15 protein-coding genes are annotated in these 18878 nt (G+C 63.9%); 12 read left to right on the forward strand and 3 right to left on the reverse strand.

What is annotated here, in order from left to right; translation table 11 throughout:
• On the reverse strand, positions 1-804 hold the full coding sequence (locus VKR55_RS27085; protein WP_324408230.1) for an enoyl-CoA hydratase/isomerase family protein: 804 nt from the start codon (positions 802-804) through the stop codon (positions 1-3).
• A 145-nt stretch (positions 805-949) separates the two neighbouring features.
• Between VKR55_RS27085 and VKR55_RS27090 the strand changes: the two genes are divergently transcribed.
• Together VKR55_RS27090 and VKR55_RS27095 are read left to right on the forward strand one after the other, a co-directional pair.
• On the forward strand, positions 950-2146 hold the full coding sequence (locus VKR55_RS27090; RefSeq protein ID WP_324408232.1) for a cytochrome P450: 1197 nt from the start codon (positions 950-952) through the stop codon (positions 2144-2146).
• A gap of 180 nt (positions 2147-2326) precedes the next feature.
• Positions 2327-3547 carry an NAD(P)/FAD-dependent oxidoreductase gene (locus VKR55_RS27095; protein ID WP_324408234.1) on the forward strand — a complete coding sequence of 407 codons (1221 nt, stop codon included), beginning with the start codon at positions 2327-2329 and terminating at the stop codon, positions 3545-3547.
• Here the strand turns inward: VKR55_RS27095 and VKR55_RS27100 are convergent.
• Positions 3528-4451, reverse strand: coding sequence for a sugar kinase (locus tag VKR55_RS27100; protein WP_324408276.1), 924 nt, complete (start codon positions 4449-4451; stop codon positions 3528-3530). The genes VKR55_RS27095 and VKR55_RS27100 overlap by 20 nt on opposite strands.
• A 211-nt stretch (positions 4452-4662) precedes the next feature.
• Here VKR55_RS27100 and VKR55_RS27105 point away from each other — a divergent pair, with 211 nt between their 5' ends.
• The 5 genes from VKR55_RS27105 to VKR55_RS27125 all read left to right on the forward strand — a co-directional run bounded on the left by VKR55_RS27105 (position 4663) and on the right by VKR55_RS27125 (position 10642).
• Positions 4663-5505: a VOC family protein gene (locus tag VKR55_RS27105; protein WP_324408236.1), complete on the forward strand. Its 843-nt coding sequence runs from the start codon at positions 4663-4665 to the stop codon at positions 5503-5505.
• A gap of 104 nt (positions 5506-5609) precedes the next feature.
• Positions 5610-6317 carry a TetR family transcriptional regulator gene (locus VKR55_RS27110; protein WP_414642462.1) on the forward strand — a complete coding sequence of 236 codons (708 nt, stop codon included), beginning with the start codon at positions 5610-5612 and terminating at the stop codon, positions 6315-6317.
• An 887-nt stretch (positions 6318-7204) separates the two neighbouring features.
• Positions 7205-8356, forward strand: a complete 1152-nt coding sequence (locus tag VKR55_RS27115; protein WP_324408238.1) for a Gfo/Idh/MocA family protein — start codon at positions 7205-7207, stop codon at positions 8354-8356.
• Positions 8357-8495: 139 nt separating this feature from the next.
• A complete protein-coding gene (locus tag VKR55_RS27120; RefSeq protein ID WP_324408240.1) occupies positions 8496-9686 on the forward strand; it encodes a dihydrodipicolinate synthase family protein in 1191 nt (396 codons plus the stop codon).
• A gap of 92 nt (positions 9687-9778) precedes the next feature.
• On the forward strand, positions 9779-10642 hold the full coding sequence (locus VKR55_RS27125; RefSeq protein WP_324408241.1) for a sugar phosphate isomerase/epimerase family protein: 864 nt from the start codon (positions 9779-9781) through the stop codon (positions 10640-10642).
• A gap of 301 nt (positions 10643-10943) precedes the next feature.
• Here the strand turns inward: VKR55_RS27125 and VKR55_RS27130 are convergent, their stop codons facing one another.
• Complete coding sequence (locus tag VKR55_RS27130; RefSeq protein WP_324408243.1) at positions 10944-12167, reverse strand: cytochrome P450; 1224 nt, start codon at positions 12165-12167, stop codon at positions 10944-10946.
• 203 nt (positions 12168-12370) lie between these two features.
• Here VKR55_RS27130 and VKR55_RS27135 point away from each other — a divergent pair, with 203 nt between their 5' ends.
• The 5 genes from VKR55_RS27135 to VKR55_RS27155 all read left to right on the forward strand — a co-directional run bounded on the left by VKR55_RS27135 (position 12371) and on the right by VKR55_RS27155 (position 18816).
• Complete coding sequence (locus tag VKR55_RS27135) at positions 12371-12913, forward strand: phosphonopyruvate decarboxylase (RefSeq protein WP_324408244.1); 543 nt, start codon at positions 12371-12373, stop codon at positions 12911-12913.
• Positions 12910-13500, forward strand: a complete 591-nt coding sequence (locus VKR55_RS27140) for a thiamine pyrophosphate-dependent enzyme (protein ID WP_324408246.1) — start codon at positions 12910-12912, stop codon at positions 13498-13500. Before VKR55_RS27135 ends, VKR55_RS27140 begins: the two co-directional genes overlap by 4 nt.
• Positions 13501-13746: 246 nt before the next feature.
• Positions 13747-14451 carry a TetR/AcrR family transcriptional regulator gene (locus VKR55_RS27145; protein ID WP_324408248.1) on the forward strand — a complete coding sequence of 235 codons (705 nt, stop codon included), beginning with the start codon at positions 13747-13749 and terminating at the stop codon, positions 14449-14451.
• Positions 14452-14453: 2 nt separating this feature from the next.
• Complete coding sequence (locus VKR55_RS27150) at positions 14454-15647, forward strand: efflux RND transporter periplasmic adaptor subunit (protein ID WP_324408280.1); 1194 nt, start codon at positions 14454-14456, stop codon at positions 15645-15647.
• Positions 15648-15720: 73 nt separating this feature from the next.
• Positions 15721-18816 (forward strand): multidrug efflux RND transporter permease subunit, encoded by a 3096-nt coding sequence (locus VKR55_RS27155; protein WP_324408250.1) that lies wholly within the window; start codon positions 15721-15723, stop codon positions 18814-18816.
• The last annotated feature ends 62 nt before the right edge of the window (positions 18817-18878 follow it).

An 18878-nucleotide genomic window follows, 5' to 3' on the forward strand; every position in this document is an offset into this window, starting at 1 on the left:
TTATTTCCCCTTGCTCGTGAATTTCTTCACCGCGACCTTGAACTCGTCGGTGTGCATGCAGTCGATGATGCCGTCGCGCTCGGCGTCGAGCTGCTGCTCGATCGGGCTCACAGGGGAGCGATAGATCAGCGCCTTGGTTGCGGCAATGCCGGCGGGCGCGGTTTGTGCAAGCCGCAGCGCGAACTCGCGGGTGGCGGCCTTCAGCTCCGCAGCCGGCACGACCTTGGCGACCAGGCCCCATTCATGGGCCTGCTGCGCCGTAAAACTGTCTTCGCCGAGAAAGATCTGCAGCGCGCGGCGGGTGCCGACGCTTGCGACCACGCCGACGGTGCCGCCGCCGTCGGGCGAGACACCGAGCTTGGAATACGCGGGCGTGAAGCGCGCGTCCTCGGTCGCGACGCAGAGATCGGCGACGAAGGCGAGCGACAGGCCGGCGCCCGCGGCCGAGCCGTGCACGCTCGCGAGCACGAGCTTCGGCATGCGGCGGAGCGTCGTGATGAAGGCGTGATAATGCTTGAGCAGTTCGCCGACGACGGGCGCGATGGTATCGCTCGCCGCCGCAGCTCCGATGGTCTGCAGGTCGCCGCCGGCGCAGAACGCGCGGCCTTCGCCTTCGATCACCAGCACCCGGATTTCGTCGGAGGCCTCGACCTCGGCGCTGAGCGCCTCCAGCTTTTGCGCGATCGCAAGGTTGATGGAGTTGAAGGCCGCGGGGCGGTTCAAGGTGATGGTGGCGACCGGGCCGTCCACCCTGAGCAGGGCCGGATCGTCGGGCTGGGAGACGGTGGCGGGCGCGGTCGACATATCAAATCCTTGGGTCTTGGGTTTTTTTTGGCTTTTGCCGGCATTTAAATCGCGGAACGGGCAGGGTGACAATCCCCGTCGCCGGCTGCAAGATGCGGCCAAACGGCCGCGCTGGATGCGGTGCGGCAGAACGGGAGGAGGAACCATGGATACGCTGGTCGAACGTGCCGTTTCCGCCGTTGATCCGTTCTCCCACGCGTTCCTGGAAAATCCCTATCCGCATCACGAGGCGTTCCGCGAAGCCGGCCCCGTGGTGTGGCTGGAGCATTACGGCATCTGGGCGATGGCGCGGCACCAGGAGGTGCGCGACGCGCTGACGGACTGGCAGACCTATTGCTCCGGCGCGGGCGTAGGTCTGAGCGATTTCCGCAAGGAGCCGCCTTGGCGTCCGCCGAGCATCGTGCTGGAAGCCGATCCGCCGCTGCATACGCGGACGCGCGCGGTGCTGACCCGCATCCTGTCGCCGGCTGCTATCAGCGTATTGCGCGAGACGCTGATGCGTGAAGCCGAGAGCCTGGTCGAGCGGCTCTTGGCGCGGCGCGAGTTCGACGGCATCGCCGATCTCGCGGAGGCCTATCCGCTGAAGGTGTTTCCGGACTCGGTCGGCATTGCCGAGCAGGGGCGCGAGAACCTGCTGCCCTACGGCAGCATGGTGTTCAACGGCTTCGGCCCGCGCAACGACCTGTTCGACAAGGCGATGTGCAATGCCGGCCCGGTGCGCGACTGGATCATGTCGAAATGCAGCCGCGCCGCTTTGGCGCCGAACGGGCTCGGCATGCAGATCTTCCGCGCCGTTGATGCGGGTGAGTTGACCGAAGCCGAGGCCGGCATGCTGGTGCGCTCGTTCCTGTCGGCCGGTGTCGACACCACCGTCTATGGCCTCGGCAATGCGCTCTATTGCTTTGCGACCTATCCGCAACAATGGACGATTTTGCGGGAAAATCCCTCGCTGATCCGTCTCGCCTTCGAAGAGGTGCTGCGCTTCGAGGCGCCGGTGCAGACCTTCTTCCGCACCACCACCAGGTCGGTCGATGTCGGCGGCGTCCACCTCGGCGAGGGCGAGAAGGTGCTCTTGTTCCTCGCCGCCGCCAACCGCGATCCCCGCCGCTGGGAGCGGCCGGACGAGTTCGACGTCAAGCGCCGGGCCACCGGGCACATGACATTTGGCACCGGCATCCATGGCTGCGTCGGCCAGGCGGTGGCCCGGCTGGAGGCGGAGGCTGTATTCGGCGCGCTCGCCAAACGGGTCACGGCATTTGAGCTCACCGGCGAGCCGATGCTGCGGCTGAACAACACGCTGCGCGGCCGCGATACCCTGCCGCTGCGACTGGTTCCAGCCTGACGCCTCGCCCTCACGTCCATGCGCCGGGCTTGCGCCCGACTTGACCATGAGGCTTAATGGGGCCTCATCGCCCGGGACTCGGACACGAGCGCCGCTCTTCACGGATGATGGCAAGCCAAAATCCGTGGGAAGAGGTGGCGACATGGACGATTTCCGTGCCCTGAAAGCTGGGCTCTCGCGATGACGCAAGGAGCGGTTCTGATCGTGGGGGCCGGCCACGCCGGGTTTCAGGTCGCGGCTTCCTTGCGCCAGCTCGGCTACAAGGACCGCGTCGCGGTCATCAACGACGAGGGGCATCTGCCCTATCAGCGGCCGCCATTGTCGAAGGCTTACCTCAAGGGCACCGGCGGTCCGGACACGCTGATGTTCCGGCCGCAAAAATTCTTCGACGACCAGACCATCGAGCTGATTGCGGGTCATGCGATCGCGATCGACCGCGCCGGGCGCAAGCTGAAGCTGGCGTCTGGCGCCGCGCTCGACTACGGCCATCTCGTGCTCGCGACCGGCGCGCGCAACCGCCTGCTCGATATTCCCAACGCGAAGCTGCCGAATGTGCGCTACCTGCGCATCCTCGACGACAGCGAGGATTTGCGCGCGCGCCTTGCCGCGAGCAAGCGCGTCGTCGTGATCGGCGCCGGCTTCATCGGGCTCGAATTCGCGGCAACTGCGCGCATCAAGGGACTCGAGGTCGATGTGCTCGAGCTTGCGAACCGCGCGATGGCGCGGGCGGTGACCGCGGAAGTCTCCGACTATTTCCAGAAGCGGCATGCGGAAGCGGGCGTGCGCATCCATCTCGGCGTGATGGCGACGGCGATCGAAGCCGATGGCGATAAGATCACCGGCGTCAGTCTCAGCGACGGCCGCCATATCCCGGCCGACCTCGTCGTGGTCGGCGTCGGCGTGTTGCCGAATGTCGAGCTCGCATCCGAAGCCGGCCTTCCGACCGCGTCGGGCATCATCGTCAACGAGCATCTGCTGACCTCCGATCCCAACATCTCTGCGATTGGCGACTGTGCGCTGTTCGAAAGCCCGCGCTTCGGCGGCTCGCTGCGACTGGAATCGGTGCAGAATGCCACCGACCATGGGCGCTGCGTGGCGGCGCGGCTGACCGGCAACGACAAGCCCTACGACGGCCAGCCCTGGTTCTGGAGCGACCAGGGCGACGACAAGCTGCAGATCGCTGGCCTCACGACCGGCTACGACCAGGTGGTTTTGCGCGGTGATCCCTCCCAAAAGGCGTTCTCAGCGTTCTGCTACAAGGCCGGCAAGCTGGTCGGCATCGAGTCCGTCAACCGCGCAGGCGACCACATGTTCGGCCGGCGCTTTCTCGGAATGGATCGCTCGCTGCCGCCCGAGAAAGCCGCCGATCTGAAATTCGACCTCAAAGCTGCACTCGCCTGATGGGCACGGCTTCCGCGCTGGGCGAAAATTCCTGTCTCACCTTTTCGATGTCGGCCAACGTCGGCAATCCCGCTTCGTTGCCGAGGCGCTGGATCTTGTAGGTCGAGGCCGCGCGCGCGAAATTGAAATGGTCGTGCCAGCTTTTGTCGGGGTGGGCGAGATAGGAATAGATGTAAGCGCCGTGGAAGACATCGCCCGCGCCATTGGTGTCGATCACGCGCTCGGAGGGAATCGGATAGGCGGGCAGCGCATGCACCGTGCCGGCCTCGTCGTACCAGATGAGGCCCTTTTCACCCATGGTGACGCCGCCGACGCGGACGCCGCGGCTCTTGAGATAGTCGAGCATCTTCTCCACCGTCAGGTCCATCTGCTCGCACAGCCGCTCGGCGACGATCGCGACATCGATGAACTCGAGCAGTTCATGGGTGTTGGTGCGCAGGCCGCCGCCGTCGAGCGAAGTGAGGATGCCGTCCTCTCGGCAGAGTTTTGCATAATGGATCGCGGCATCCGGCTGGTGGCCGTCGAGATGCAGCGCCCGGCAACTGCCGAGGTTGAGCAGCGGGAAGGGATGGATATGGTGATCGTCGCGGCAGCGGACGATGGCGCGCTTGCCGTCCTTGGGCATGATGAAGGACAGCGACGACGAGTTGACCTTGCGCGGATGCACCGAGATTCCATACTTCGCACTCATGTCCTGGAACATGCGCCCCAGCCAGTCGTTGGCGACCGTGCAGATCAGGTCCGGCACGATGCCAAGCTTGGCGCAGCAGAACGCCGCGGTGACCGCGTTGCCGCCGAAGGAAACGGCGTAGGCTTCGGCCACATGCTTCTCGTCACCTGTCGGCAGATGGTCGGTGATGAAGGTGACGTCGATGTAGGTCTGTCCGATGAAGAGGGCCTGCATAAGGTTATCCGTCATGCGCTTGATCAGTGGTCCCGGCCCGGCGCCGATAGCTTAGCACCGGATGTTTCGGATGTTCGCTGGTTTTATTTGCAAGCTCTGCCACTTAGTCGCTTGAGATGGGGATGTCGAGAGAATACCACCTAAAGGCACGCCGCCAATAACGGCCTGCCATCGCGACCGGTTCCGGCGCGTGCGATCGAAAGGGGACAGGATGATCGCTGGGCTCGACCATATCGTGGTGCTTGTCGAGGACATCGGCAAGGGGGCTTCCGCCTATGAGGCGCTGCTGGGCTGCGCGCCATCCTGGCAGAACTCCGGCGAGGGCGCGGAGCGCGTGCTGTTCACGCTCGATAACATGACGCTGGAGCTGATGGCGCCGGGCGGCTTTTCGGTCGCCGCCGACCGCGTCCGCAACGTGATCACGACGAGCGGCGAGGGGCTTGCGAGCATCTGCTTTGCGACCGGCGATATCGCGACGATGCACCGGCGGCTTGACCGCGTCGCGCTGAAACCGGAGCCGGTCGCCGAGGTCGAGAGCAGCGATGCCATCTCCGGGGCGACAATGCATTGGAAGCGCACCCGCGCCTTGACCGAGCTCACGCGCGGCGTGCGGATGTTCTTCCTGGAGCTCGACGGCGAACGTCCCCGTTCGCGCGCAACCACGCCGTCGCCGGTCACGGGTCTCGACCATGTCGTGGTCTCGACCGAGGATTCCGAGCGCGCCGCGGCGCTGTACGGCGCGCGGCTCGGCCTCGACATGGCGCTCGATCGCACGCACCAGGATTGGGGTCAGCTCATGTTCTTCCGCTGCGGCGACCTCATCGTCGAGGTGGTGCGCCGGCCGGTCGCGGGCGGCGACGCGACACACGACAAGCTCTGGGGCCTGAGCTGGCGGGTCGGCGATGTCGATGCGGCGCGTGCGCGATTGCTGGCGTCCGGCATCGAGGTGTCGGAGGTGCGCACCGGCCGCAAGCCCGGCACGCGGGTGATGAGTATCCGCAGCGGCACCTGCGGCGTGCAGACGCTGTTCCTGGAGCGTGCGGCGCGGGACTAACACCGAACGCCCGCCGCTATTCCCCTGCACACCGCGAGTTGCTGCATGGACCGAGCCGCCGGTTGCATGATACATCCGTTCTCGCACCATCACGGGCGGAGCCCTTGGCAAGGACGAAGCGAGGTTTGAAATGGCAGCGCGACCCCGAGGGCATGCGGCTGCGCATCCTCGAGGCGGCGAAGCAGGAATTTGCCGCCCACGGCCTCGCCGGGGCACGCGTCGACCGCATTGCCGAGAAAGCCGGCGCCAACAAGCGCATGCTGTATTACCACATCGGCAACAAGGAAGACCTCTACCTCACGGTGCTCGAAGGCGCCTATGAGAAGATCCGCGCCGAGGAGCGCTCGCTTGATCTCGAACAGCTCGATCCGCCCGAGGCGATCAGGACGCTGATCGCCTTCACCTGGAGTTATTTCCTGCGCAACCCCGAGTTCCTCGCGCTGCTCAACAGCGAGAATCTGGCGCGCGCCAAACACCTGAAGCGCTCGACCAAGGTGAAGTCGATGCACTCGCCGTTCGTCGAGATGATCGGCGCGGTGGTGCAGCGCGGCGTTGCGAGCGGCGACTTCCAGGCTGCCGTCGATCCGGTGCAGCTCTACATTTCGATCGCGGCGTTGGGCTTCTTCTATCTCTCCAACAGCGCGACGCTGGGCGTCATCTTTGGCCGCGATCTCCTCACCAGGGAGGCCAGAGACTCGCGGCTCGACCACATGGTGGCATTGGTCCTGGCGGCGCTGACGGGGAAATCGTCGGCGATGTTCGGGCGGGAGAAGGCGCCGCGGACGCGCGTTCCGGCGCATTCGGGCGCATGAGTTCGTCATTGCGAGCCAACGGGTCCGCGCGAAGCGCTGCCCGATGACGGGCTCCGCGAAGCAATCCATCTTGCGACAACGGAGGAATGGATTGCTTCGTCGCTTCGCTCCTCGCAATGACGGAGTCCCGGTGATGATTGTCGGATTCAAATGTCAAACAGCCCGCCGTCATTGCGAGCGAAGCGAAGCAATCCAAAGTGCTTCCACGGAGACAGTTTGGATTGCTTCGTCGCTATCGCTCCTCGCAATGACGAGCCACTACGTTCCCGCGGCAGGTTTTGCCCGAGCTATGCCATCAAGACCCCCATGAAGAATCGAGGGCGCAGGGAACACCGGATGCTGGCCGCACCCGCGAGCCTTGCGTGCAAGGAAACTGCACTTTGCGCACGCAAGCAACAACAGGGCAGCCGAAACAGTCCGGCATTCCCTGCGCAATGGTTTACGGCTTATAGCGCGCTCTCCTCGGGGTACCGGGCTTGTTAGCCCCCGTCGCCCCGGGCTCGTGACCCGGGGGTTGACACCAGCGTCGGGGTGCCAGGACCACACGCTTTTGCCGTCCGTTCCCGCGTCATTCGCCTATGACGCAAAAACGTCCATCGCATCCCGCACCCAACGTTTCGTGACGACGGCGAAGCGCCCCTCCGAGGAGGCGGGACGGGAGCGCTATACGCCTGCTTCCACATTTCTGTCAAGCAGAAGTTACGAAAAATAGAAATAAATATTTCGGGAGTCCAGAATCTGAAAAACCGTGAAAATATCTGGTAGAAGGTGGCTGTTCCGAAAGTTGGCTGTGACCGAATAAAACCCGCTGGACAAGTATTTATCTGAAAAGTTAATTTCTCCGTCGCATCCGCGACCAACGACAAGATCTATCGGGAGCAAACGGAATGACCACCCAACGCCTCGGCCTGATCATGAACGGGGTCACCGGCCGGATGGGGCTGAATCAGCATCTGATCCGCTCGATCGTCGCGATCCGCGATCAGGGCGGCGTGGTGCTCGGCAACGGCGATCGCGTGATGCCTGATCCGATCCTGGTCGGACGCGACGCCGGCAAGGTCGAGGCGCTGGCCAAGCGATTCGATATCGCGCGCTGGACCACCGATCTCGACAAGGCGCTTTCCGACAAGAACGACACCGTGGTCTTCGATGCCGCGACCACGCAGGCGCGCCCCTTCCTGCTGACCAAAGCGATCAACGCCGGCAAGCATGTCTATTGCGAGAAGCCGGTCGCGACGACGTTTGCAGAGGCGATCGACGTCGTGAAGCTCGCCAACGCCAGGGGCGTCAAGCACGGCACGGTGCAGGACAAACTGTTCCTGCCGGGCCTAAAGAAGCTCGCGTTCCTGCGCGATTCCGGCTTCTTCGGCCGCATGCTCTCGGTGCGCGGGGAGTTCGGCTATTGGGTGTTCGAGGGCGGCTGGCAGGAGGCGCAGCGGCCGTCGTGGAACTACCGCAAGGAAGACGGGGGCGGCATCATCCTCGACATGGTCTGCCACTGGCGCTACGTGCTCGACAATCTCTTCGGCGAGGTCGAAAGCGTGGTCTGCATCGGCAACACCGACATCCCCGAACGCTATGACGAGAAGAACAGGACCTATGCGGTGACGGCGGATGATTCCGCCTATGCCACCTTCCGCCTCAAGGGCGGCGTGATCGCGCATATCAACATGAGCTGGGTGACGCGGGTCTATCGCGACGATCTCGTCACCTTCCAGGTCGACGGCACCCACGGCTCGGCGGTGGCGGGCTTGACCGACTGCATGATCCAGGCACGGCAGATGACGCCGCGGCCGGTGTGGAACCCGGACGAGAAGCGGATGCACGATTTCTATGCCGACTGGCAGAAGCTGCCGGACAACGTCGCCTACGACAACGGCTTCAAGGAACAGTGGGAGATGTTCATCCGCCACGTCTGTGAAGGCGCTGGTTACAAATATACGCTGCTCGAAGGCGCCAAGGGCGTGCAGCTCGCCGAATGCGCGCTGCAAAGCTGGAAGGAGCGGCGCTGGGTCGATGTCGAGCCGATCAGGGTGTGACCTATTGAAGTACGACAGATTGGACTGGAGTGCCAAGCTGTCATTGCGAGCGAAGCGAAGCAATCCATGGTACCACGAGTCGAGAGATGGATTGCTTCGTCGCTTCGCTCCTCGCAATGACGGAGAGAGGTCCGAACCAATGAACAAACCCGTCTTGCCGATGTCGTCGTTGTCGCTGAAGCTGCCACTAGCTGATGGCGGCCTCGAGGATTATCGCCTCGCGGCGTCGCGAAGCTTCCCCGCGAAACTCGATCGCACGCTCAACCGCGTCGCCTTCTCCGCGGTGCATGTGGTCGCCGACCCGCGCGCCGACGTCGATCCGTGGCTTGTGGCCGCCGTCGATTGGGACAAGACGATTGCCTTTCGCGAGCACGTCTGGGATCTCGGCCTTGGCGTGGCGGAGGCGATGGATACCGCTCAGCGCGGCATGGGGCTCGACTGGACCACGTCGCTGGAATTGATCACGCGCTCGGTGCGCGCGGCGAAGGCGCGCAACGCGCTGGTGTTTTCCGGCGCCGGCACCGATCATCTCGCCGCCGAGGACGCGCGCACGATCGACGATGTGATCCGTGCCTATGAGGAGCAGATCGCTGCAATCGAAAAAGTCGGCGGCCGCATCATCCTGATGGCTTCGCGGGCACTGGCGAAACTCGGCCGTAACGCCAACGACTATGCCAGGGTTTACGACCGCGTGCTGTCGCAGGTCCGCGAGCCCGTGATCATTCACTGGCTCGGCGACATGTTCGATCCGCAGCTCGCAGGCTATTGGGGCAGCGCCGATCTCGATCGCGCGATGGATACGGCGGTCGCCATCATCAACGCCAATGCCGCAAAGGTCGATGGCGTGAAGGTGTCGCTGCTCGACAAGCAGCGCGAGATCGACATGCGCCGCCGGCTCGACAAGGGCGTCAAGATGTATACCGGCGACGACTTCAGCTATGCCGAACTGATCGCCGGCGATAGCCAAGGCTTTTCGCACGCGCTGCTCGGCATTTTCGATGCGATCGCGCCGGCTGCCTCCTACGCGCTGTCGCGGCTCGCCGCCGGCGACGAGGCCGGCTTCCACGACGTGCTCGGGCCGACGGTGCCGCTGTCGCGCCACATCTTCAAGGCGCCGACCCGTTTCTACAAGACCGGCGTGGTGTTCATGGCCCATCTCAACGGCCACCAGGATCATTTCACCATGGTCGGCGGACAGGAGAGTGCCCGCTCGACGCTGCATCTCGCCGAGTTGTTCCGCCTCGCCGACAAGGCCGGGTTGCTCGCTAATCCGGAATTGGCAACGCGGCGGATGAAGGCGGTGCTCGCCACCCGCGGTATTGATGGCTAAAGCGCGATGATGAACCATCATCGCGCTTTAGCTTTTTGTTCGCGCATGATCTTTTCGGAAAACCGCTGCACACTTTTCCGGATCATGCGCTGATGCGCGATTTTTCGGTTGATCATCGCTGGCTGTCGCTCAACACGGCAACCGTCCGCAAGCAGGGGGATTTAACCCAGATCATCGAGGCCTGCGCGCGCCATGGCATCCGCGCCATTGACCCGTGGCGCGATCAGGTCGCTAGCGTCGGCCTCGATCGCGCGGTGCGCGCCGCGCGGGACGCCGGCCTTGAGCTGTCGGGCTATTGCCGCGGCGGCATGTTCGCATCCGACGCCGCGCATCGCGGCGAGGTGCGCGACGACAACCGCCGCTGCATCGACGAGGCCAGGGCGCTGGGCGCGCCCTGCATCGTGCTCGTCGTCGGCGGCCTGCCGCAATATTCGCGGCCGGGAAGCGTAGTGTCCAAGGATATCGGGGCGGCCCGCGCGCAAGTCGACGAGGCGCTTGCCGAGATGCTCGACTATGCGCGAGAGGCGAGCATGCCGCTTGCGATCGAGCCGCTGCATCCGGCCTATGCCGCCGACCGCGCCTGCGTGAACACCACCAGGCAGGCGCTTGACATCTGCGACCGGCTCGATCCGCAGCGAACTGGTGCGCTCGGCGTCGCGCTAGATGTTTATCACATCTGGTGGGACCCGGAGGTGCTGTCGCAGATCGCGCGCGCAGGCCAGGAGCGGCTGCTCGCCTTCCATGTCTGCGACTGGCTGGTGCCCACGAAAGATATCCTCAACGACCGCGGCATGATGGGCGACGGCGTCATCGAGATCAAGCGGTTGCGCGCCGCCGTCGAGGCGGTTGGCTTTGGCGGCTATTCCGAGATCGAAATCTTCTCGAATGACTGGTGGGGAAGACCGATGGATGAGGTGTTGAAGACCTGCATCGCGCGGCACCGGACAGTGGTGTAACTTCGTAGGGTGGGCAAAGGTGCGCTTGCGCCGTGCCCACCATTGACGGATGCGTCGGGAATGGTGGGCACGCTGCGCTTTGCCCACCCTACGATTCCGATCGCTGCTTCAGCTATGGAAAAACGCCAGCGGCAGAACGACGTATGTCCACAGGAACAAGCCGGCCAGTCCTGCGATGACGATGATGTCCTGAGCCTTATCGGGCATGTTGGCAGCTCCGAGATCCAGCTTCGACTGCCCTCGAATTAACGTGCGACGGCAATGCCCGTTGCTATCCGGCCGCGAAATATTTGCGCCCACCCTACGCGTTCGTCACGCTGGGCACGCTCAGGAATCCCCTGAACCGAACCCGGCCGCCGCGCACCACTTCGCCGTTGAGCGCATAATTCGGAAAGCGCGCGAGGAAGCGCGAGATTGCGATCGCGGCTTCCAGCCGCGCCAGCGCCATGCCGGCGCATTGGTGCGCGCCGGTGGCAAAGGCGAGGTGCCGGTTGGGCGTGCGACCGATATCGAAGCGTTCGGGATCGGGAAATTGCGCAGGATCGCGGTTGGCGGCGCCGATGCAGAGCGTGACCGGCGTGCCCGGCGGCAGCGACAATCCGCCAAGCTCGACCGCTTCCACCGTCATGCGGTTGCCGAGCTGGTTCGAGCTTTCATAGCGCAGCATCTCCTCGATCGCGGTCTTGATGAGATCGGGATGACTGATCAGGCGCGCTTTCTCGCCGGCGTGCTGTGTCAGCGCGACGAGGCCATTGCCGATCAGGTTGGTCGTGGTCTCGTGGCCGGCATTGAGCAGGAAGATGCAATTGTGCAGCAGCTCCTTGGCAGTGAGCTTCTCGCCGTCGGCCTCGCCCTGGATCAGCTTCGTCAGCACGTCGCGCTCGGGATTGCCCGGCTTTGCCCGCCGGCGTTCCACCAGCGTTTCGAGATAGGCGAGAAAGTCCTGCACCGCCTTGTTGCCGCGCGCAAACGCCGCTTCGCCGATCACGGGCTCGAGCGCGCCCAGGATCGCGAGCGACCAGTCACGGAGCGGCTCGCGCTCGTGGCGCGGCACATTGAGGAGATTGCCGATCACCTCGATCGGGATAGCTGTCGCGAAATCGCCGATCAGGTCGAACGAGCCCTTGGCGGCGATATCGTCGAGCAGGTGATCGACGAGGCGGATCAGATCGCCCTCCATCTCGGCGATGGCGCGCGGCGACAGCGCGCCCATGATCAGCCGCCGCACGCGGGTATGGATCGGCGGATCGTTGAAGACGAGACTCGTGGTGTGGTGTTCGTAGAGCAGGGAGGCGCCGTATTTCGGCGCGAACTCCTTCTTCTTGTCGGAGGAGAACGTTCTTGTGTTCTTGTAGGCGGTGACGAGGTCGTCATAGCGCGTCAGGAAATAGGAGCCGTTCGGCATCAGCTTGACCGGCTCGTGCTCGCGCAGTGCCCGATAGGTGGGGTAGGGGTTGACGTAGAATTCCGGCGTCAGCTTCTCGAGGTCAAAGCTTGCCGCCAGCTCGCGCGCGTTTCCATTCATCCCGTTGGGTCCGGATTGTCTAATTAGTCTCACTTGCAACTATCTTAAGCCGGGTCGCCCGACCGGCGCAACAAAATTTGCGACCACAGCAACGGGTGCGACGGGAGGCCTCCTTATTGCAGGGCGACATGCGTTTTTGCGCTTTGATGGACAGCGCCGGCGTGTCTACAGTCCGCCCCAAAATCAGGGAGCCGGAAACAGAAATGCACGCCCGCACTGAAGCCACAGAACAGGCGGCCCAATGGCCCGAGGATATCTTTGCCATTCTGCAGCGCCACGACGTGCGCCAGGTTCCTTATGTGCCGGATGCCGGCCATTCGCAGCTCATCAATCGCGTGCTCGGCTGCTCCACCATGCGCGGCATTCCGCTCACCACCGAAGAGGAGGGCGTGGCGCTGCTCGCGGGCGCCTGGACCGGCGGCCAGAAGGGCGTGCTGTTGATGCAGTCGAGCGGCGTCGGCAATTGCATCAACATGCTGTCGCTGACGCAGATCTTACGCTTTCCGTTCCTGACGCTCGTGACCATGCGCGGCGAATGGGGCGAGTTCAATCCCTGGCAGGTGCCGATGGGAACTTCGACGCAGGGGGTTCTTGAACTCGCCGGCGTCCGCGTGCTGCGCGCGTCCCAGCCGGATGAGGTCAAGGACGTGATGGAGGCCGCGGCAAGCCAGGCCTATAATGCCTGCACGCCCACTGCACTGCTGCTGTCGCAGCGCCTGATTGGCACCAAGGTCTTCGTGAAATGAGCAAAGCCAATCTTCTCGACCGCCGTCAGGTTGTCTCTACCCTTTTGGCCGACCGTAAGGATGCGCTGGTCGTCGCGGGCCTTGGCGCCTCGACCTACGATCTTGCCGCCAGCGGCGATCATCCACGCAACCTCTATCTCTGGGGCGCGATGGGCGGCGCCGTGATGATCGGGCTGGGCCTGGCGCTGGCGCAGCCCGATCTGCCGGTCGTCGTGGTCACGGGCGATGGCGAGATGCTGATGGGCATGGGCAGCCTTGCCACCGTCGGCCTGCAGAAGCCGAAAAACCTTTCCATCCTCGTGCTCGACAACGAGGCCTATGGCGAGACCGGCGGGCAGGTGAGCCACACGGCGGCCGCGGCCGACCTCGTCGGCGTCGCGCGCGCCTGCGGCATTGCCGACAGCAAGGCGATCTCGACGCTCGGTGAGATCGCAGACTTCGCGAAAGGCATGCAGGACGTGAGGAGTGGGCCGCGCTTTGCCAACGTCAAGATCGACGCCGCCGATCTGGAGCGCGTGCTCTCCAACCGCGACGGCATGTTCGTGCTGACGCGACTACGCGGCGCGCTCGGCCACGCGCCGATCTAGCGCATGATCCGGAAAAGTGCGAAGCGGTTTTCCGGAAAGATCATGTGCAAACAAAAAGCTAAAGCGCGATGGTGATTCATCCCCAAATCATCGCGCTTTAGCGAGCGCGTCCGGCTGGCGCTCGTCGCCGGTCACATCAGCGTCGGTATTCAGGCACCGCTCCTTGCCGGTTTCAGGACACCTATGGTTTAGGTGCGCCGCAATAGAAATCTTGACTTTTGACGTTGGTGAGTGCTTACTCACAAGATGACTTCCTTGCGCATGACCAGCGATCTCCGGCGGCAGCTCATCCTCGGCGCCGCCAAGCGGTGCTTTGCCCGCAATGGCTTTGCCGGCACCACGACCAAGAGCGTGGCGTCGGCGGCGGCCATTTCCGAGGCGCTGCTGTTCAAGCATTTCCCCTCCAAGGCGGCGCTTTACGCCGAAATCCTGGCGGAGGAGTGCGAGGCCGATCCGGAACTGGCGCATCTGTTGGGGCTGAAGCCTTCGACCGGCGCGCTGGTCGAGCTGATGAAGGGCATGGTCCGGCATTTCATGCATGTGTCCGACGCCCCTGATCAGGAGGAGGAGACACAGCGGCTGCGGCTGATGGTCACGAGCCATCTCGAGGACGGCGAGTTCGCGCGGCTGCTCTACGCCAAGATCGAGAAGCTGATCGGTGCGATGTTCACAGCCTCGCTCGAGGCCGCGATCGCTGCCGGAGATGCGGTGCGGATCGGCAGCCGGCCGCTCAATCTGTTCTGGTTCGCCCACCACACCGTGCTGACAGCGGCGCTGACGCGGCTGCCTTCGGTGCCGTGTCTCGCTTATGACGAAGCTGCCGATCTGGACCGGCAGCTTTGCGAATTTCTCCTCCGGGGGATCGGACTTAACGAAGCCGCAATCACTGCGCATCTCAAGGCGCGGCTGCCGCAGGTTCAGGCTGAGACGGCCGCTGCAGAAAGTGCATGACCATGAACATCGTAACCGAAGCCAAGCTCCAGGGTCAGCCCATCGACGAAAAGGTCCGCACGCGCCCGGTGCGCATGGTGCGCTGGTTCATCATCGTAGGCCTGCTGCTCGCGCTGGTCGCCAGCGGGCTGGTCGGCTTCAATGCCTTCCGCGCCCATATGATCGCGCAGTTCTTCGCCCACAATAAGCCGCCGCCGGCGAATGTCACCGTCGCCGAGGCCAAATCCGAGAGCGTGCCGAACCTGTTGAACGCGGTCGGCGGGCTTGCCGCCGTGCATCAGGTTGACGTCACCTCCGACGTCTCCGGCCGCATCACCAAGATCCTGTTCACGCCGGGCTCTTCGGTGAAGGCAGGGGCGCCGCTGGTGCAGTTGTTCGATGAACCGGACCAGGGTGATCTCGCGAACTTCAAGGCGCAGGCGACCGTGGCGCAGCTTCAGCTCGATCGCGCCAAGCAGCTCGCCGCGCGCCAGTTCGGCCCGCAGTCGACTGTCGACCAGGCGCAGGCGACTTATGACCAGGCTCTGGCCGGAATCGCCAAGACCGAGGCGATCATCTCGCAAAAGCTGGTGAAGGCTCCGTTCGACGGCGAGCTCGGCACGCGTCAGGCCGAGGTCGGCCAATATCTGACGGCCGGCACCAAGATCGTCTCGCTGACCGACCTTGACGAGCTCTATGGCAACTTCACCGTCCCCGAGAAGGACAGCGCGGAGCTCAAGGTCAACCAGGTCGTCCGCATCTCGGTCGACGCCTATCCGGGCCGCACCTTCGACGGCACGATCACGACCATCGAGCCGCAGGTCGCAACCGATACGCGCAACATCCGCGTGCAGGCGACGATCCAGAATCCCAGTCACGTCCTGAAGCCCGGCATGTTCGCCTCCACGACGGTTGTGTTGCCGGACAAGCCGCCCGTGATCACGGTGCCCGAGACGGCCGTCGACTACACGCTCTATGGCGACTCGGTGTTCCTGATCACCGAGAAGAAGGGCGATGACGGCAAGACCTCGCTCACTGCGGAGCGCACCTTCGTCGAGACCGGCGACCGGATCAACGGGCGCGTCGAGATCCTCAAAGGTCTGAAGGCCGGCGACCGTGTCGTCGCCGTCGGCCAGCTCAAGCTGCAACCGGGCGCGGCGGTTACGATCTCGACCGATCCGCCGCCGCCGATCCCGGCCCACGCGCCGCGTTACTGAAACGCGCTTCACTTGCCAAAGAGCATGATCCCGCGATGAGGATCATGCGCAAATAGAACGAGATTTTGCCGCGATGAGTGGTCTAACCGATATCTTCATCAAGCGACCGGTGCTGTCGCTGGTCGTCAGCCTGCTGATCCTGCTGATCGGCCTGCGCGCTGCGACCGTGATGCCGATCCGCCAGTACCCGCGGCTGTCGAACACGGTCGTCAACGTCACCACCACCTATCCCGGCGCCTCAGCGGAGCTGATCCAGGGCTTCATCACCACGCCGATCGAGCAGGCGGTCGCTTCCGCCGAAGGCGTCGACTACATCACCTCGTCGTCCGTGCTCGGGACCTCGACGATCCAGGTCTACATCAAGCTCAATTTCGATCCGAACCAGGCGCTGACCGAGGTTTTGGCCAAGGTGAACTCGGTCAAATATCTCATTCCAAAGGAATCGAACGACCCGATCGTCACCAAGACCACCGGTCAGACCACGGCCGTGATGTATATCGGCTTTTCCTCCGATGAGCTGTCGGGCAGCGCGATCTCCGACTATCTGACGCGCGTGGTGCAGCCGGTGCTGTCGACCGTCGATGGCGTTGCCTCCGCCGACATTCTGGGCGGGCAGACCTTTGCGATGCGGCTGTGGCTTGATCCGGTGAAGATGGCCGGGCGCGGCGTGTCGCCGAACGATGTGTCGGCCGCGATCGCCGCCAACAACTTCCAGGCCGCGGCCGGTCAGGCCAAGGGCTACTTCGTCGTCTCCAACGTCTCGGCCAACACCGATCTGCAGAACGTGCAGCAGTTCAAGCGGATGATCGTCAAGGCCAAGGACGGCGGTTTCGTGCGCATGGAGGACATCGCAACCGTCGAACTCGCAGCCCAAAGCACGGATGCGAGCGTGGCCTTCAACGGCGAGCACGCGATCTTCATCGGCGTGCAGGCGACACCGCAGGGCAATCCGCTGACGCTGGTGAAGGGCGTGCGCGCGCTGTTTCCGGAGCTGGAGCGCAATCTGCCGCCGTCGATGAAGATGAAGGTCGCCTTCGATTCCACGAAATTCATCCAGTCGTCGATCAACGAGGTCGAGAAGACGCTGGGCGAGGCGGTGATCATCGTCATCGTCGTGATCTTCCTGTTCCTGGCGACGTTCCGCTCCGTGATCATCCCGGTCGTCACCATGCCGCTGTCGCTGATCGGCGTCTGCACACTGATGCTGTTGGCCGGTTTCACCTTCAACCTGCTCACGCTGCTCGCCATGGTGCTGGCGATCGGCCTTGTGGTCGACGACGCCATCGTGGTGGTGGAGAATATCCACCGCCATCTCGAAGAGGGCATGCCGCCGGTGCAGGCGGCGCTGAAGGGCGCGCGTGAAATCGTCGGCCCCGTCATCACGATGACCATCACGCTCGCCGCCGTTTACGCGCCGATCGGCTTCCTCGGCGGCATCACCGGCACGCTGTTCCGCGAATTCGCCTTCACGCTCGCAGGCTCGGTGATCGTGTCCGGCGTGATCGCGCTGACGCTGTCGCCGATGATGTGCTCGGTGTTCCTGAAGAGCGCGGAAGAGGGGCGTTTCGCCAGGCTCGTCAACCGCGCCTTCGGCGCGATCACCCGCTGGTACGGCCGCAGGCTCGACCGCTCGCTCGACTATCGGCCGATCACCGGCCTGTTCGCGCTGACGATGCTGGGTCTCGTCGGCTTCCTCTACATGCACACCTCCAAGGAGCTCGCGCCGGAAGAGGATCAGGGCATCGTGTTCGCGGTGACCAAGGCGCCGAAATACGCCAACATCGACTATCTCGATTACTATGGCCGGAAGCTTGACAACGCGTTCAAGAAATTCCCGGAGACCGACCTGCGCTTCGTGCTCAACGGCATCAACGGCCCGCAGAACGGCATCGCCGGCATGCTGCTGAAGCCCTGGGATGAGCGCAAGCGCTCCTCGATCAAGCTGAAGCCGCTGGTGCAGGCCGAGCTTTCCAAGATCGAGGGCGTCAACGCCTTCGCCTTCAACCTGCCGCCGCTGCCGGGAAATGTCGGCGGTCTGCCGGTGCAGATGGTGATCAATTCGACCGCGGGCTTTCAGGCCGTCTACGAGCAGATGGAGAAGCTGAAGGACGCGGCGCGCAAGAGCGGCCTGTTCATCGTCTCCGACTCCGATCTCGCCTTCAATCAGCCGGTGGTGCGGGTCAAGGTCGATCGCTCGAAGGCCAACGATCTTGGCATCACCATGCAAAACATCGGCGGCGCGCTCGCGACCCTGCTCGGCGGCAACTACGTCAACCGCTTCAACCTGCAAGGTCGGTCCTACCAGGTGATCCCGCAAGTGCCGCGCGACAAGCGGCTCTCGCCGGAAGCGCTCGGCAGCTACTACGTCACGACCGCGACCGGCCAGCAGCTGCCGCTTTCGACGGTGATGTCGATCGAGACCGGCATCGATCCGAACGCGCTGACGCATTATAACCAGCTCAACTCCGCGACCTTCCAGGCCGTGCCGATGCCCGGCGTGACCATCGGGCAGGCGGTCGACTTCCTTGAAGGCGAGGCGAAGAAGATGCCGCCCGGCTTCAGCCATGACTATCTTTCCGACTCCCGCCAATATGTGCAGGAAGGCAATCAGCTCCTCGTCACCATCGGATTCGCGGTCATCATCATCTTCCTGGTGCTGGCGGCGCAGTTCGAGAGCCTGCGCGATCCCCTCGTCATCATGATCAGCGTGCCGATGGCGATCGTGGGCGCGCTCGTCCCGCTGTTCTTTGGCATTACGACAATCAACATCTACTCCCAGGTGGGTTTGTTGACGCTGATCGGCCTGATCACCAAGCACGGCATCCTGATGGTCGAGTTCGCCAACGAGCTGCAGCTCAATGAAGGGCTCGACCGCCGTTCGGCGATCGAGATGGCGGCGCGCATCCGGCTGCGTCCGATCCTGATGACGACGGCGGCGATGGTGACCGGCCTGCTTCCGCTGCTCACCGCAACCGGCGCCGGCGCGGCGAGCCGCTTCTCGATCGGCCTCGTCGTGGTGGCGGGCATGTCGATCGGCACGCTGTTCACCCTGTTCGTGCTGCCCGCCGTCTATGTGACGATTGCGACCGACCACCAGGCGGAGGCCAACTCCGAACGGACCAAGCAGATCGCCGAATATGATCTCGGCCGGCAGCTCAAGCCGACCTGAGGTTGCATTCACGCTGGCGTTTCCGGGGGCGGCGGCATGACCGCCGCCACTTTCGTCTTATC

The organism is Bradyrhizobium sp., assembly GCF_035309285.1.
Lineage (GTDB): Bacteria > Pseudomonadota > Alphaproteobacteria > Rhizobiales > Xanthobacteraceae > Bradyrhizobium.